Raw genomic sequence first — 15,698 nt, 5'->3', positions numbered from 1 at the left:
TCTTCTCGCCAGCGGGCTGAGTCAGGCCCAATGACCCCGGACTGAGGCCACTGCTCCATGTCAGTCAATCAAGCGGTTCTTGAGCGCGTAGTAGGTCAGATCGCTGTTGGACGACAGGCTCATCTTCTCCATCAATCGCGTGCGGTAGGTGCTCACCGTCTTGACGCTGAGCGACAAGGCCTTGGCGATATCGCCTGCCGTCTCTCCCTTGGCCAGCTTGAGGAACACCTGGAACTCGCGTTCCGACAACTGCTCGTGGGGCGGTGCGTCGTCCTTGCGATTGAGTTGCTGGGCCAGCAGTTCGGCCACGGCAGGCGTCAGGTAGCGGCGGCCCAGCGCAATGGTGCGGATCGCCTCCACGATTTCAGAGGGTTCGCACTCCTTGTTCAGATAGCCGCTCGCGCCCTGGCGGATCAGGTTGATCGCATAGTGCTCTTCGGGGTAGCCGCTCAGAATCAGGATGCCCATGTCCGGGGCCTTGGCCCGCAGCATGGCCAGCGCATCCAGCCCGCTCTGTCCGGGCATCGACAGGTCCATGAGCAGGACATCAATTTCCTTGTTGCGCACCAGGTCGATGGCTTCACGGCCGTTGGAGGCCTCACCCTCCACCCGCAGATCCACATGCTCGGACAGGAACTGCCGCAGCCCGGAACGAACTATCGCGTGGTCATCCACAATGCCAATCTTGATCATCGATCTTTCTTTCGCAGGGCGGTGATGCCGCTCCTGATGTTTGTTGGTTGGAAAGCTTATCCGGCACGTCATCCCTGTTGGCAGGGTGGTACCCGGGTCTTCACACATTATCCAGAATACCGCGTATGAGTCTTAAAGAAAACACCCGCATCTGGCTGCCCAAGGTCCGCAAGATGGCCTTGAGCCTGCCCATGGCGTTGCTGGCGGCCATGGTGCTGGTGGGTATCAACGAAACGGGTCACATGCGCTCACAAGATGCGGTGGAGCAGATGAGCCACGGTCAGAACACGCGCAAGGCCGTCAACCTGTTGCTGCAGAGCATGCTGGACGCAGAAACCGGGCAGCGTGGCTATCTGCTCACCGGCAACGAGACTTATCTGGAGCCATACGACAAGGCGGTGGCTACCGTGCAGACCAACCTGGACGGCTTGCGCGCGCTGTTCATGGATGCCCCCGAAGACATGCAGGAATTTGCGCTGCTGTCGCGGCAGATATCCCGCAAGCTCGCGGAGATGGAACTGAGCCTGCGTTTGCGCCGGCAGGGCAATGAAGATGCCTGGAAGTTCATCCTGCATACCGATGTGGGCAAGGAGCATATGGAGGCCATCCGCAAGCACGCGCTGGAGTTGATTGCCCGCAGCGACATGCACGTGAAACAAGGCCAGGACCAGATCGAGCAGTCGCTCATGCTGTCGCGCATTGGCATTGCCACGGTGACGGTCATTGGCTTGCTTGCGTTCTACATGTATCTGCGCCAGGCGCAGGCGCTGCAGGTCGTCAACCAGCGCGAACAGGCCCTGCTGGAGCGCGAACGGGACCGCCTGGAAGGCCTTGTAAAGGCCCGTACCGCAACTCTTTCCGAGCTGGCAAACCATCTGCAGCAAGTACGTGAAGATGAGCGTGGGCACCTTGCGCGCGAGCTGCACGATGAGCTGGGTGCACTGCTCACTGCGGCCAAGCTGGATGTTGCGCGGCTCAAGTCCAGGATCGACGCCAACGCCCCCGAGGTGGCAGAGCGGCTCAAGCACCTGACCGAAACGCTCAACAGCGGTATTGCGCTCAAGCGCCGCATCATTGAAGACCTGCGGCCCTCATCGCTCTCCAACCTCGGACTGACGGCCGCGATCGAGATCCTCACCCGCGAATATGCCGAACGCGCAGGTATCGAAGTGGAAACGAGCCTGGAATCCGTGCAGTTGCCTGATGCCTCGCAACTCACGGTGTACCGCATGGTGCAGGAGGCGTTGACCAACATCGGCAAATACGCCAAAGCCAACAAGGTGCTGGTGTCGGTACACGGTTACCCCACGCATGTGGCAGTTCAGGTGCGCGACGATGGCGAGGGGTTCGATCCCGCCACGGTGCGTCCTACCTCGCACGGGCTGTCGGGAATGCGCCACCGCGTGGAGTCTGCGGGCGGCAGGCTGTCCATCACCTCGCGCCCGGGCAACGGCACCCTGGTCTCTGCCGTGCTCCCGCTGCAGCGCCATGGCGCCGAGGCGTCGTCGCAGCCGCCCTCTCTGGCCGCTTGACCTAGCGGCCTTGGGCCAGGGATAGCGAGCCGCAGCGCGCCGTCCTACAGGCGGCCCGCTGCACCGCCGACAGGCTTGCGCGCCGGGCACCGGCATCTTTGACTCTCCATGCTCCTTACAGTGGATTCCAGGCGCTGAATTCATGTGCCAACCCACCCGCCGGCAACCGGCCCCCTCAAGAGGAGAAGGAGAAAGAAATGTTGCACTACGCAGTTGTTTTTCTGGTGATCGCGCTGATCGCAGCCCTGTTCGGCTTTGGCGGTATTGCTGCCGGTGCCGTGGGCATCGCCAAGATTCTGTTCTTCGTGTTCGTCATCATGGCGGTTGTGACCTTTGTACTGGGTCTGCTCAAAAAGGGCTGACGCCCCGGCCGTGAAACCAAACATTCCGCATCCACCCCTTCAAGGAGTTTCCGCATGAGTATCCAGACCGCTACCGACAAAGTTGCCAACGGCGCACGCCATCTCGCAGATGATGTGCTGCAAAGCGCCCAAGACGCCGTGCAGTCCACCCGCACGGCCGCTAACACCTCGCTGGAAAAAGCAGAAGAAGGCGTACGTGCCCTCCGCAGCCAGACCGCCCCCGTCATTGACGACTTGGCAGCGCGTGCCCAGGATCTGGCAGCCCGCAGCATCGGCTATTGCGCAGAAACCAGTGCCCGTGCCCGTCGCCAGATGCAGCATGCAGCAGACGCCACCACCAAATATGTGGCGGAGCAACCCGGCAAATCGATGGTGATCGCCGCAGCATCGGGTGCCGTACTCGCAACCCTGGTGCTCTGGATGTCGCGCCGCAAGCACGCCTACTGAAGCCTGTCTCTATCCCTACAGTCCGCCGGTCGCGGAGGGTGCAACAGACCGGCAGATTGCAATCTTCCAGCACCCGCGTTCCCAACCATTTTCAAACAAGGACAACACCATGAAATACGCACGTGCACTCGCCTTTGCCGCTGTCGCTGGCATCACCATCATCACGGCCACGGGCTGCTCGGTGGCCCGTGAACAACAGACCGTTGGCGCCTATGTAGATGACGCCGGCATCACCACCGCCGTCAAGGCAAAAATGGCTGAAGACAAATCCGTCTCCGCCACGTCGATCAGCGTCGAAACGCTCAACGGCACGGTGCAGCTCTCGGGCTTTGCCAAGTCGCAGGCTGAAAAGAACCAGGCTGAAGCCATTGCACGCAACACCAAAAATGTGCGTGAAGTGCGCAACAGCATCGTGGTTCGTCCCTGACCGGATTGCCTGAACATTGCGCTGCGGGCTTCCTGCCGGTAGCGCATAGGCACTGACCGCTGAGCAGGCTCCGGGTACCTCCTGGAGCCTGCTTTTTTCATGGGGCGCCAGCAGGCATACCCCTGGGTCTTGCTCGTTTGCCACACCCTACCGGGTATAAGCTCCACACCATGCGGGTATTCAATTGCGACCATTGCGGTCATCTGGTTTTTTTCGACAGCGTGCAGTGTCTGCACTGTGGCAGCGCGCTGGCATTTTTGCCCGATGTGTTGACCATCGCGGCCCTGGCGCCTGCGCCGCAGGATGGCGCCGACCTGTGGCGCCGCAGGGGCGGGCGCGGTGGCTCGGATTACAGCGGTCGCTTGTACCGTATGTGCCGCAACCATACCGAACACCAGGCCTGCAACTTTGCCGTGCCTGCCAACGACTATGCAGAACTGTGTGTCTCGTGCCGCCAGACCCGGGTGTTGCCCGATCTGTCGGAGCCCGCGAACATGGGCCGCTGGATGCAGATCGAGGCCGCCAAGCGGCGCCTGTTTTACAGCCTGGCCCGCTTGGGCCTGGAGCCCGCCCCCGGGCGCACCGGACCCGTTTTTGAATTTTTGGCCGAGGTGCCCGGTGGTCCGCCGGTGTTGACGGGCCACCACAGCGGAACGATTACGCTGAATGTGGCCGAGGCCGATGACGATGAGCGCGCACGCCGCCGCATCGCGCTGGGTGAGCCCTACCGCACGCTGATTGGCCACCTGCGCCATGAGTCCGGCCATTTTTATTGGGATCAGCTGGTGCGCGACGGCGGCCGCCTGGAAGATTTTCGCCAGATGTTTGGCGATGAGCGCCAGGACTACGCCGCCGCGCTGGAGGCTCACTACGCCAAGGGCAACGACCTGGGCGACTGGGTCGACCACCATGTCAGCGCCTATGCCGCTGCCCACCCCTGGGAAGACTGGGCCGAAACATGGGCTCATTACCTGCACATGATCGATCTGCTGGAGACGTCGGCCAGCTACGCGACCGAGGTCACGATCCCGGGCATTTATGGGGCGCAGCGCAGCAGCGCCATCGACCCGTTTGCCAGCCCGGCGCCTGATTTCCAGTCGATGGTGCAGCACCTGGTGCCGCTGACACTGCTGCTCAACAGCCTCACCCGCAGCTTGGGGCAGCCAGATGCCTATCCGTTTGCGTTGGCAGGCGAGGTGCTGGCCAAACTGCGGTTTGTGCATGACGTGGTGCGCGAAGCCGCCCGGCGGCCCGCCCCAGTCGCTGCTCCGGCTCCGCAGCCCCCACCGGGTCCCAAACAAAACGTCAAAAAAAATAGCAAAACAACCAGCAAGGACGTGCGCTAGCGCCATTTTTTCCTTGGTTTTTTTGCCTGCATCAAAGAGCGACAAGGGTGGCGGCCTGGAACTTGCTAGGTGTCTGCCATGGGGCTGTTGAAACCCCTTGAGCAGCCAGTACCGAGCCACACACGACGCCAAGGGAGGGCGCGACCATGCTGAGCCGCACCGCTGACCATCTTTTCTGGATGGCACGCTATACCGAGCGCGCCGAAAATACGGCGCGCATGCTGGATGTGAATTACCAGAGCGCGCTGCTGCCGCAATCGACCGAGGTCGCCAAGCAGGGCTGGCAAGGGTTGCTGTCCATCAGCGAGCTGCTGCCCGCCTACACCGCCCAGCATGGCGAAGTGACTCCGGCGAAGGTGCTGGACTTCATGGTCAAAGACCCTTCCAACCCCTCGTCCATTCTGGCCTGCCTGCAGGCCGCGCGGGAGAACGCGCGGGCCGTACGCGGTGCGCTCAACACCGAGGCCTGGGAGATCCAGAACCAGACCTGGCTCGAAGTGAACCGCCTGATCGCCAGCGGTGCACTGGAGCAGGACCCGGCGCGATTCTTCGAATGGGTGAAGTTCCGCTCGCACCTCTCGCGGGGTGTGACGGTGGGCACCATGCTGCAGGACGAGGCGCTGCACTTCATGCGCCTGGGCACCTTTCTGGAGCGGGCCGACAACACGGCGCGGCTGCTGGATGTGAAGTTTCACGCGGTGCAAAGCGACTTCATGGGCGCGGCCACGGCGCAGGACCAAGACTACGATTTCTACCACTGGAGCGCCATCCTGCTCAGCGTGTCGGGCTTCGAGACCTACCGCAAGGTGTACCGCGACGTGATCACGCCCGAACGTGTGGCCGAACTGCTGATCCTGCGGGCCGACATGCCCCGCTCACTGCACGCTTGCATGAAAGAGGTGCTGGGCAACCTCGACATGCTGGGCAGCGGCCAGTCGGCCGAGACCCAGCGGCACGCGGGGCGGCTGCTGGCGCACCTGAAGTTCGCACGCATCGATGAAATCCTGACCCATGGACTGCATGCTTACCTCACCCAGTTCCTGGAGCGGGTGAACGACCTGGGCGCGCGGATCAGCCGGGACTTTCTGGTGCCTGCGGCGGTGTGAGGGGTGTATCTGGTGCGTCTGGCGCAGCGGCCATAGCGGCCGTGGCGGCGGGCACCGGCTCCACCGTCACGCCCACCTGCAGCACATGGTGGTCGCCGCCGTGGATCACGCCGCGCAGCGGCGACACATCCGAAAAATCGCGGCCGATGGCCAGGGTCACATAGTCCTCGCCCGCCGCGCGGTCGTTGGTGGGGTCCAGGTCAAACCAGGTGTTGTCGCCTGATGCGCCATCACTTTCGTCGGCTGCCGGTGACCACACCGACACCCAGGCGTGCGAAGCATCGGCCCCCACCAGCCGGGGCTGCCCGGGCGGGGGCTCGGTCAGCAGGTAGCCGCTCACATACCGCGCCGCCAGACCCAGGCTGCGCAGGCAGCCGATCATCACATGGGCAAAGTCCTGGCACACGCCCCGGCGCAGCCGCAGCGATTCGAGCGCGGGCGTGCCCGCGTCGGTGGCGTTGGATGTGTAGGCAAAGTCGGCATGGATGCGCGACATCAGGTGGCGGGCGGCCTGCATCAGCGGGTGGCCGGGTGCAAAGCTCTCGGCGGCATAGGCCACAAAGTCGGCATGCCGGGGAATGTAGGGCGACGCAAAGCTGAACTCGGTGGCCGCGTGGTAGGGCTGGCCGCGCCGATAACCCAGGCGCTCGCGCACGGCCTCCCAAGGTTCGCCGGGCGGTGCGGCGGGCACGGGCAGGGTCTCCAGCAGGCTTTCGGCGCGCACCCGCAGTTGCTCGTGGGTGAACGGCAGGCTGAAGAACGCGCGGGTGTTGCCAAACACGTCCTGCACCATGTTGCACTGTGTTGGGGCGGGGTCCACCTGCAGGCTGTGGGTCAGCACACGCTGCACCACGCCGGTGCGCGGACGCAGATGGGCCATGTGCTGGGCGTTCTGCACCGCCGGGCTGTAGTGGTACACCGTTTCGTGGATGACGCGCAGCTTCATGGTCAAGCTCCTACGCTGTGCCGAAGTGCATCCGCCGAATGCGTGAAGTAGCGCGTGGCCAGCACATCCGACAAGCCCATCACGCCCTGCACACACCGGCCCAGATATTCCTCCAGAGCGGCATGGCGGCCTTCGGCGTCCTGTGCGCACAGGGCCACCAGCGACAGGTCGGCCGCCTCAGGGATGCCCGTGGCGGCGGATTCGCCGGGCGTACCGGCGGCCGCTTCGATCTTGGCAATGCGCCCGCGCAGCGTCTGTGCGACCCAGGCCAGCGAGCGGGGGTTGTCGCGGTCGATCACCAGCAGGTCCAGCAGCGCGGGCATGTCGCGCCGCTGCTGGTACTGCGCGTGGAAGGTGATGGTGCTGTCAAACAGCGCCACCATGGCCTCGAAGCCGCCTTCATCGTGCACGGCGCCGGTCTGCAGGCCGCTTTCCAGCGCCGAGGCCAGAAAGCCCAGGCGCTCCAGATGGCGCCCGATGGACAGCAGGCGCCAGCCGTCGTCGCGGGTCATGCGGTCGGTCTGCTGGCCCGTCATGGCGGCGGTGTGGCCGCTCAGCCCTTCCAGCTGGCGCAGCGCGTCCAGCGGCGAATAGTCGCCGTCGTCTTCGGCTCCTGTGCGGGGCGCAAAGAACTCCGCCTCGGCGCGCACGATGAGGTTCCAGTGTTCCTGCGACAAACGGTCGCGCACGGCCGAGGCCGCACCCAGGATGCCGCGCAGGTTGTAGCCCACGCTGGTCACCTGCGCGGGCTGCGTCAGCCCGGCGATCAGCGAGCGCTCGAACACGCGCCGTGCCTGCCCGGCCGCAGGCACGGTCGGCAGCACCAGCCCCTGGCTCACGCCCATGGCGCTCAGCCAGGTCAGCAGCGGCTGCGAGGTCTGGTCCTCCCCATTGAGGCATTGCAGCGTGATGCGCGCCAGGCGCGTGACGTTCTCGGTGCGTTCGGTGTAGCGACCCAGCCAGAACAGGTTTTCGGCCGCGCGGCTGGTCACCTGGCGGCTGCGGTGCACCACGGCGGGCGCGGCCTGGTTGTGGGCCAGCAGCGTGGTGGTGTCCACGGGGCCATCTGTTTGCACCCATACATCGGCGCTGCTGCCGCCGCGCTGCATGGATGTAATGCCGCTGTCGCCCTGGGCCAGGCGGGCCAGCCCGCCCGGCAACACGCGCCACGAGCCGGGGCCGTCGCACACCGCAAACACGCGCAGCATCACCGAGCGGGGGGCGATGGGGCTGCCGCCCTGGCCCGCACCTTCTGCGGCTTCACTGCGCCAGGTGGGCATTTGCGACAGCGGCAGGTGGGCCTGCACGGTGTATTCGTCGCCCTGGGCCTCGATGCGAGCGGACCACTGCGCCAGGTCTTGCGCCGACAGCGCACCGCCCAGCACGGGCACGCGCTGCGCCATGGGCCAGGTGGGGCGGATCACGCTGTGCGCGAGCTGCGGCAGCACCGCCTGCATGGCCGATCGCTCGCCACACCACCAGGTGGGCAGCGACGGCAGGGCCAGCTCTTCGCCCAGCAGGTGGCGCGACAGCGCAGGCATGAAGCCCAGTAGCGCCGACGATTCGAGGAACGCCGAGCCCGGCGCATTGGCCACCAGCACGTTGCCCGCACGGATGGCCTGCAGCAGGCCGGGCACGCCCAGGCGCGAGTCGCTGCGCAGCTCCAGCGGGTCCAGAAACTCGTCGTCCAGGCGCTTGAGGATGCCGTGCACCGGCTGCAGGCCATGCAGCGTCTTGAGGTACAGGCGCGCGTCGCGCACGGTGAGGTCGTTGCCCTCCACCAGCGTCAGACCCAGGTAGCGCGCCAGGTACGCGTGCTCAAAGTAGGTCTCGTTGTACGGGCCGGGCGTGAGCAGCACGATGCGCGCATCCGCCCCCGCCGGGCTCATCTGCCGCAGTCCGTCGAGCAGTGCGCGGTAGGTGGCGGCCAGGCGCTGCACATGCATCTGGCTGAACGCCTCGGGGAACAGGCGCGAGATGAGCAGCCGGTTCTCCAGCAAATATCCCAGGCCTGAGGGCGCCTGCGTGCGCTGCGTCACCACCCACCAGTCGCCCTGCGCGTCGCGCGCCATGTCGAACGCCGCGATGTGCAAATGGGTGCCGCCCACGGGCTGCACGCCATGCATGGCGCGCAGGTAGCCCGGGTGGCCCTGCACCAGCGCGCTGGGCAGCAGGCCTTTGCGCAGCAGCTCCTGCGGGCCATACACGTCGGCCATCACGCGGTTGAGCAGGCGCGCGCGTTGCAGCACACCGCGCTCGATGTGTGCCCAGTCGCCCTGCGAGAGGATCAGCGGGAACAGATCCACCGACCAGGGCCGCTGCGGGCCGTCGGCGTCGGCATAGACGTTGTAGGTGATGCCGTTGTCGCGCACCTGGCGCTGCAGGCTTTGCATGCGCCGGTCCAGGTCCTGGAAGCCCTCGGGCCCCAATTGATCAAAGAATTGGGCCCAGGCGCTAGTGATATCTGGCTTGTTTGCTATTGATTTGGGAGTGGTTGATGCAGTGGCAGCGCCGGGGGCGTCCGCCACGCTGGCACCCCGCAGCTCGTCAAAATGCCCGGCCGCCGCAGCAGGCGCCAGTGCAGCCGCCAACTGGGCTGCGCTGTCAGAAGGGTCGGGGGTGGGGAGGCTGTCGTTGAGGTGGTTCACTGCGCTCGATTTTCGGGCATTTGGTCGACAACACTCTGCGGGTAACCCGCACCGTCGAAACTGGCGGGGCCGATGCCAGAGACGCCAAGCAAGGGCCGCCCCGCAGCAAGGGCGTCGTCCCCCTGGGGGGAAGGCGCGCAGCGACTCAGGGGGGCTTCTCTACCTCCGCATCTTTCGCCGCAGATCCAGCGTGAACGGAAACTCCCGGCTGCCCGGCAGCTCAATCGTCGCAGGCGGCACCGCCAGCCTGCCCGGCGTGTGGCCCATGCGCGAGAAGCGCGCCAGGCGGCGGCTTTCGGCCTCATACGCGTTGACCGGGAAGGTGTCGTAGTTGCGCCCGCCCGGGTGCGCCACGTGGTACTGGCAGCCGCCGAGCGAGCGGTTCATCCAGGTGTCCACGATGTCGAACGTGAGCGGCGCATGGGCGCCAATGGTCGGGTGCAAGGCCGAGGGCGGGTTCCAGGCCTTGTAGCGCACACCGGCCACAAATTCGCCGGTCGTGCCCGTGCTTTGCAGCGGCAGCGGCTGGCCGTTGACGGTGACCACATGGCGGCTTTCGTTCATGCCCGTCACGCGCACCTCGATGCGCTCCAGCGACGAGTCCACATAGCGCACGGTGCCGCCCGCAGAGCCTTCCTCGCCCATCACATGCCAGGGCTCCAGCGCGTTGCGCAGGGTCAGCTCCACGCCCATCGATTGGACGGTGCCGACCATGGGGAAGCGGAATTCGAACTGTGGCGCAAACCAGGCGGGGTCGAACGCGTAGCCTGCAGTGTTCATCTCGGCCATCACGTCGTGCATGTCCTGCTGGATGAAGGTGGGCAGCATCCAGCGGTCGTGCAGCTCGGTGCCCCAACGGGCGGCGGGCGCGCGGTAGGGCGCCTTCCAGAAGCGGGCGATCAGGGCGCGCAGCAGCAGCTGCTGCACCACGCTCATGTGGGCGTGGGGCGGCATCTCGAACGCGCGCAGCTCCAGCAGGCCCAGGCGACCGGTGCTGCTGTCGGGCGAGAACATCTTGTCGATGGAAAACTCGCTGCGGTGGGTATTGCCCGTCACGTCCACCAGGATGTTGCGCAGCGTGCGGTCCACCAGCCAGGGCGGCATGTCCTGGCCGTACAGGGCGCGGTTGGATTCGATCTCGCGCAGTGCGATCTCCAGCTCATACAGCTGGTCGTTGCGCGCCTCGTCCACGCGCGGCGACTGGCTGGTGGGGCCGATGAACAGGCCGCTGAACAGGTAGCTCAGGCTGGGGTGGTTGTGCCAGTACAGCAGCAGGCTGGCCAGCAGCTCGGGCTTGCGCAAGAACGGCGAGTCGGCCGGTGTGGCGCCGCCCATCACAAAATGGTTGCCGCCGCCGGTGCCGGTGTGGCGGCCATCGGTCATGAACTTCTCGGCCGACAGGCGCGTCTCCCACGCGGCCTGGTACAGAAACTCGGTGTGCTGCACCAGCTCCTTCCAATGGCTGGCGGGGTGGATGTTCACTTCGATCACGCCCGGGTCGGGCGTGACTGCCAGCACCTTCAGGCGTGCGTCGCGCGGGGGCGGGTAGCCTTCGAGCACGATCTTCATGCCCAGCTCTTCGGCCGTGGCTTCGATGGCGGCCAGCAGGTCCAGGTAGTCGTCCAGGCGTGCCAGGGGCGGCATGAACACGTACAAAACGCCGTACTTCTCGCCCACCTTCTCCGCCTTGGGGCCGCTGGCGCGGCGCGGGTCGCGCACCTCCACGCACAGGGCGGTGCGTGACAGGCCTGCGGCCGACTGGAACTTGCCCGGGGGCTGCACGCCCGCATGGGGGTCGGGCTGCCCTGCCTGGCGCGCGTGGTCGCCGCCCGCAGTGCCTTGCGCCATGCGGCGTGCCTCGCCCGGTGCGGTGGCGCCCGCCAGGTAGGGCAGGTCGCGGTCGCCGGTGACAGGGCCCGCTGGAACGGAATACCGCGCACGCAGCGTGGCGGCAGCGGCCAGCGGGCCCTGGGGTGCAGTCGGGTCTTGCGCGATCAGGTGATCGGTGTCCGACGCCTTCACCCAGGGCAGGGCGTCCAGCGGCAGGCGGTAGCCCATGGGCGAATCGCCGGGGATGAGCAGCATGCGGTCATCGCGGAAGAACCACGGCCCGGTGCTCCACACGCTGCCCACCAGCGTGCCAGCGCCTTCGCCTGCCTGCAGCGGCAGCACGTAGCCCACCACGCTGTCGAGTTTTTGCTCGAACACGCGGCGAAGGCGTGCGCGCTCCAGCTCATCGTCCAGGCGCGCGTCAAACGGGTCCACGTTGACCGGCAGGCGCCGCTCGCGCCACAGGTAGTAGAAGGTGTCTTCATAACCGGGCTGGATGTAGCGGTCGGTGATGCCCAGCTTGCGCGTGAGGTGGCGCACAAAACGTTCGGCATCGGCGCTGGTGTAGTGCGAGGGGTTGCGTTCGTCAGCAAACAGCGCGGGGTTCTGCCACGCGGGCTGGCCGTCGGCGCGCCAGCAGATCGACAGTGCCCAGCGCGGCAACTGCTCGCCCGGGTACCACTTGCCCTGGCCAAAGTGCAGGAAGCCGCCCTGGCCGTATTCGGCGCGCAGCTTGTGCACCAGCTCGGTGGCAAAACCGCGCTTGGTGGGGCCCAGGGCGTCGGTGTTCCACTCCGGCGCGTCGCGGTCGCCCACGGCCACAAAGGTGGGCTCGCCGCCCATGGTCAGGCGCACATCGCCCGCCACCAGGTCGGCGTCCACCCGCTCGCCCAGCGCCAGCACGGCCCGCCACTGGGCTTCGGTGTAGGGCTTGGTCACGCGGGGCGATTCAAAGATGCGCGTCACGCGCATCTCGTGGCTGAACTCCACCTCGGCCTTGTCCACGCCGCCTTCAATCGGCGCGGCGCCCGAGGGCTGGGGTGTGCAAGCGAGCGGGATGTGGCCCTCGCCCGCCATCAGGCCGCTGGTGGCATCCAGGCCGATCCAGCCTGCGCCGGGCAGGTAGACCTCGCACCAGGCGTGCAGGTCGGTGAAGTCGTGGTCGGTGCCGCTGGGGCCGTCCAGCGCCTTCACGTCCGGCGTGAGCTGGATCAGGTAGCCCGACACAAACCGCGCCGCCAGCCCCAGGTGGCGCAGCAGCTGCACCAGCAGCCAGCCCGAGTCGCGGCACGAGCCGCTGGCTTTTTGCAGCGTTTCCTCGGGTGTCTGCACGCCGGGTTCCATGCGGATCAGGTAGCGGATGTCTTGCGATACCTGCTGGTTGAGCTTGACCAGGAAATCGATGGTGCGCTGCTTGCTGCGGTCCACCTTGTCCAGATAGGCCTGCACCAGCGGTGTCATCGGGTCGGTAGCCAGGTAGGGCGCCAGCTCCTGCTGCACATCGCTGCTGTAGTTGAACGGGATGTTCTCGGCCTCGGGCTCCAGGAAGAAGTCGAAGGGGTTGTACACCGCCATTTCCACCACCAGGTCCACCGTGACCTTGAACTCGCGCGTCTTCTCGGGGAAGACCAGCCGCGCCTGGTAGTTGGCAAACGGGTCCTGCTGCCAGTTGATGAAGTGCTGCGCGGGCTCGACCTTGAGCGAGTACGAAATCACATTGCTGCGACAGTGGGGCGCGGGCCGCAATCGGATGGTCTGTGGCCCGAGGCCTACCAGCCGGTCGTATTGGTAATGCGTGACGTGGTGGAGCGCGGCGTGGATGGGCATATGCAGGCCATGCTAGCAAGTCCCGAGCCATCGCGGGCAACTATTCCGGGGGCGGTGACAAGCGGTCATCGGCTGTTCACAATGTGCGGTCCGTACCCCGCTGCCGGGGCCGCCTGTTTTTCTGACTGCGCACCAACTTGGTGATGCCCTGATTCACCCATGTCCCAATCCCCCCAACTGCTGCTCCTCCCCGGCCTGGCCGCCGATGAACGCATGTGGCGCGGCGTGCTGCCGCTGCTGCCCGCCGCGCTGCGCCCCGAGGTCGCCACCGCCCACCAGGATGTGAACCTGCACCGCATCGAAGACTTTGCCGCACGCCTGCTGGCACAACACGCGGGGCCACTGGTGCTGGCCGGTGCGTCGATGGGCGGCATGATCGCCATGGAAGCCGCGCGCCAGGCGCCGCAGCGTGTGGCAGGGCTGGCGCTGCTGGGCACCACCGCGCGGCCCGAGACGCCGGATATGCGGGCGCTGCGCGAAGCCGCTATCGAACTCTTTGAACAAGGCCGCCTGCGCGAAGTGATCGAGCCCAACGTGGCCTTTGCCTTTCATCCTGACAACGCCACGCGGCCTGAGCTGGTGCAGGCCTATCTCGACTTTGTGCTGGACGCAGGCGCCTCCCACCTGGTTCGCCAGAACCGCGCCGTCATCCATCGGCCCGATGCCCGCCAGCACCTGCCCGGCGTGGCCTGCCCGGTGCTGGTGGTATGCGGCGAGGCTGACCAGCTCACGCCGCCCGAATGTTCGGCTGAGATTGCGGCGCTGGTGCCCGGTGCTGAGCACCACCTCTTGCCGGACAGCGGCCACATGCTGACCATGGAGCAACCTGAAACGGTGACACGGCTGCTGGTGCAGTGGCTGGCGCGCAGCGGATGGATCTGACCTGAGCTTTCTTCCTCTCGCCTTGTGGACGAGGGCGCAGTGGTGGGCGGGATGGACTTAGAGCGGCTCAAAAAACTCAGCGAAGCGGCCATCCCTAGGCGTTCGGCCTCAGGCCGTACAAGGAGTACGGCAAGGTGGGACAACGACGCCAGGGAAGTTTGTGAGGCGCTCTCAGGCAGTTTGTCGCGCTGGCTTTGTCTCGGGCGCCAGTTGTGTTTCCGCATACCAGCTGCGCAGTTTGCCGGGGTTGAGCAGGCCCTGCGGGTCGAAGCGGCGCTTCATGCCCACCACGGCCGGGTCCAGGTGGTTCTGCTTGCCGTCTTCTACGATGTACACGTGCGGGTTGTTGATCTGCACGCCGTGGTCGCGGTAGATCTGCATGATCTGGTTCAGGCGCTCCTCGGTGGTGTAGCGGATGATCTGCAGCCCGCTGCAGTTGAAGGCGCCTTCCTTGGTGCGCAAGAACTCCAGGTGCATCATGACCTCGCCCTTCAGCGCAGCCTCCAGCGCCTTCACCTGCTTGAGACGGTGCATGGGGTTGAAGCCGCTCTGGATGTAGGTCAGGCCCTTGTCCACCTTGAGGGCGTGCAGGGTGGTGTGGTTCCAGGTGTATTCGAGCAGCGTCTTGTGGCTGCCGGCCACTTCGTCGGCGGTCTTGCGGTAGGTAATCTGGCCGCCGTGCTGAGCCACCATATTGCGCATGCCGGCTTCGGAGTGCGGGGCTACCAGCATCAGCACCGCGTGCTGGTCGGCGGGCAAGTGCTCGGCCAGGCTGGTGAAGTATTGCGGGATGGGTGCGGCCAGAAAACACACCTCTTTTTTCTCCAGCCCGGGGGCGCTGCCAAAGCGGTCGGCAAATTCCAGCGCGTCGTCAAACTTGTCGAAGGTAGCGATGCATTCGGTCCACTCCACGGCAGGGGCCAGGGCCACTTCCAGCTCCAGCACGATGCCGTTGGTGCCGTAGGTGTGGTGCAGCAGCATGGCTTCGGGGCCGTGCAGTTCGATGATCTGCGGTTCGGGCTCCACCGTCATCGCACGCACGGCCAGCACGTTGCCAGGTGCGGCCAGTGGGCCGTGGTTGATGGAGCCTGCCCCCCCAAAGCCGCCGCCAAACAGCCCGCCCAGCGTGGCGCTGCGGTAGGTGCTGGGCAGCCAGCGCAGCTCTTGCCCATGGGGCTTGGCCTGCGCATCAAAGTCTGCCAGCCGGATGCCCGACTGCGCGCGGCCCACACCGCCGCGCACCCAGCCAAACGCGTTGTAGCCCGACAGGTCCAGGATCACGCCGCCGTGCAGCGGCGTGCTCTGGCCGTAGTTGCCGGTGCCGCTGCCGCGCACGGTGAGGGGGATGCCCGCGCTGGCGCAGGCGGCCACCACCTGGCGGATTTCTGCTTCGGTGCGCGGGCGCACGGCGATGTCGCCGCGCTTGCCCGCCAGGTCACGCTTGAGCACGGGGCTGAACCAGGCAAAGTCCTGTGAGAGGCGGCCCACGCGCAGCGGGTCGGCGATCCAGTCGAGGCCGGGCAGCAGGTCGGGCAGTTGATGGGCGGTGGTGGTCATGTCGGTATCTCCTTGGCCGCTGGTGGCCGTTTTGGGCAAAAGAAAGCCCTTGCCGCGCGCAAGTGGCTGCGCGCGGTGTGTTGGCGATGGGGTTG

At 66.0% G+C, this 15,698-nt stretch carries 12 protein-coding genes; 7 read left to right on the top strand and 5 right to left on the bottom strand.

Going from position 1 to position 15,698, the window contains the following annotated elements; translation table 11 throughout:
• Positions 1–60: 60 nt before the first annotated feature.
• Positions 61–693, bottom strand: a complete 633-nt coding sequence (locus tag ACODS0_RS02050) for a response regulator (RefSeq protein WP_010463169.1) — start codon at positions 691–693, stop codon at positions 61–63.
• Between the two features lie 125 nt (positions 694–818).
• On the opposite strand from ACODS0_RS02050, the gene ACODS0_RS02045 reads away from it, so the two are divergent.
• The 6 genes from ACODS0_RS02045 (at position 819) to ACODS0_RS02020 (ending at position 5,913) form a co-directional block, all read left to right on the top strand.
• Positions 819–2,225 (top strand): sensor histidine kinase, encoded by a 1,407-nt coding sequence (locus tag ACODS0_RS02045; protein WP_488832393.1) that lies wholly within the window; start codon positions 819–821, stop codon positions 2,223–2,225.
• A gap of 197 nt (positions 2,226–2,422) precedes the next feature.
• The gene (locus tag ACODS0_RS02040) at positions 2,423–2,587 is read left to right on the top strand and encodes a DUF1328 domain-containing protein (protein ID WP_010463174.1); all 165 of its coding nucleotides are present in this window, start codon (positions 2,423–2,425) and stop codon (positions 2,585–2,587) included.
• A gap of 54 nt (positions 2,588–2,641) precedes the next feature.
• Positions 2,642–3,034 (top strand): hypothetical protein, encoded by a 393-nt coding sequence (locus tag ACODS0_RS02035; protein ID WP_488832391.1) that lies wholly within the window; start codon positions 2,642–2,644, stop codon positions 3,032–3,034.
• A gap of 109 nt (positions 3,035–3,143) precedes the next feature.
• Complete coding sequence (locus ACODS0_RS02030; RefSeq protein ID WP_055395483.1) at positions 3,144–3,461, top strand: BON domain-containing protein; 318 nt, start codon at positions 3,144–3,146, stop codon at positions 3,459–3,461.
• 170 nt (positions 3,462–3,631) lie between these two features.
• Positions 3,632–4,807, top strand: a complete 1,176-nt coding sequence (locus tag ACODS0_RS02025; RefSeq protein WP_488832388.1) for a zinc-binding metallopeptidase family protein — start codon at positions 3,632–3,634, stop codon at positions 4,805–4,807.
• 146 nt (positions 4,808–4,953) lie between these two features.
• Complete coding sequence (locus tag ACODS0_RS02020) at positions 4,954–5,913, top strand: alpha-E domain-containing protein (protein ID WP_055395479.1); 960 nt, start codon at positions 4,954–4,956, stop codon at positions 5,911–5,913.
• Here the strand turns inward: ACODS0_RS02020 and ACODS0_RS02015 are convergent.
• The 3 genes from ACODS0_RS02015 to ACODS0_RS02005 all read right to left on the bottom strand — a co-directional run bounded on the left by ACODS0_RS02015 (position 5,879) and on the right by ACODS0_RS02005 (position 13,164).
• On the bottom strand, positions 5,879–6,859 hold the full coding sequence (locus ACODS0_RS02015; protein WP_488832385.1) for a transglutaminase family protein: 981 nt from the start codon (positions 6,857–6,859) through the stop codon (positions 5,879–5,881). The genes ACODS0_RS02020 and ACODS0_RS02015 overlap by 35 nt on opposite strands.
• A gap of 2 nt (positions 6,860–6,861) precedes the next feature.
• Entirely contained in the window at positions 6,862–9,507 is a 2,646-nt protein-coding gene (locus ACODS0_RS02010; protein WP_488832384.1) for a circularly permuted type 2 ATP-grasp protein, read from the bottom strand.
• 159 nt (positions 9,508–9,666) lie between these two features.
• The gene (locus ACODS0_RS02005; RefSeq protein ID WP_488832382.1) at positions 9,667–13,164 is read right to left on the bottom strand and encodes a transglutaminase family protein; all 3,498 of its coding nucleotides are present in this window, start codon (positions 13,162–13,164) and stop codon (positions 9,667–9,669) included.
• 159 nt (positions 13,165–13,323) lie between these two features.
• Between ACODS0_RS02005 and ACODS0_RS02000 the strand changes: the two genes are divergently transcribed.
• The gene (locus ACODS0_RS02000; protein ID WP_121505597.1) at positions 13,324–14,046 is read left to right on the top strand and encodes an alpha/beta fold hydrolase; all 723 of its coding nucleotides are present in this window, start codon (positions 13,324–13,326) and stop codon (positions 14,044–14,046) included.
• A 171-nt stretch (positions 14,047–14,217) separates the two neighbouring features.
• Here ACODS0_RS02000 and ACODS0_RS01995 read toward each other — a convergent pair whose 3' ends face one another.
• Positions 14,218–15,603, bottom strand: coding sequence for an FAD-binding oxidoreductase (locus ACODS0_RS01995; protein WP_488832380.1), 1,386 nt, complete (start codon positions 15,601–15,603; stop codon positions 14,218–14,220).
• Between the last annotated feature and the right edge of the window lie 95 nt (positions 15,604–15,698).

It is taken from the genome of Acidovorax sp. FG60, assembly GCF_057808995.1.
This window is presented reverse-complemented; position numbering and strand designations above follow the sequence as displayed.

Coding starts and splice junctions, on each gene's coding strand:
- ACODS0_RS02050 (WP_010463169.1), bottom strand. CDS start 693: ATGATCAAGATTGGCATTGTGGATGACCACGCGATAGTTCGTTCCGGG.
- ACODS0_RS02045 (WP_488832393.1), top strand. CDS start 819: ATGAGTCTTAAAGAAAACACCCGCATCTGGCTGCCCAAGGTCCGCAAG.
- ACODS0_RS02040 (WP_010463174.1), top strand. CDS start 2,423: ATGTTGCACTACGCAGTTGTTTTTCTGGTGATCGCGCTGATCGCAGCC.
- ACODS0_RS02035 (WP_488832391.1), top strand. CDS start 2,642: ATGAGTATCCAGACCGCTACCGACAAAGTTGCCAACGGCGCACGCCAT.
- ACODS0_RS02030 (WP_055395483.1), top strand. CDS start 3,144: ATGAAATACGCACGTGCACTCGCCTTTGCCGCTGTCGCTGGCATCACC.
- ACODS0_RS02025 (WP_488832388.1), top strand. CDS start 3,632: ATGCGGGTATTCAATTGCGACCATTGCGGTCATCTGGTTTTTTTCGAC.
- ACODS0_RS02020 (WP_055395479.1), top strand. CDS start 4,954: ATGCTGAGCCGCACCGCTGACCATCTTTTCTGGATGGCACGCTATACC.
- ACODS0_RS02015 (WP_488832385.1), bottom strand. CDS start 6,859: ATGAAGCTGCGCGTCATCCACGAAACGGTGTACCACTACAGCCCGGCG.
- ACODS0_RS02005 (WP_488832382.1), bottom strand. CDS start 13,164: ATGCCCATCCACGCCGCGCTCCACCACGTCACGCATTACCAATACGAC.
- ACODS0_RS02000 (WP_121505597.1), top strand. CDS start 13,324: ATGTCCCAATCCCCCCAACTGCTGCTCCTCCCCGGCCTGGCCGCCGAT.
- ACODS0_RS01995 (WP_488832380.1), bottom strand. CDS start 15,603: ATGACCACCACCGCCCATCAACTGCCCGACCTGCTGCCCGGCCTCGAC.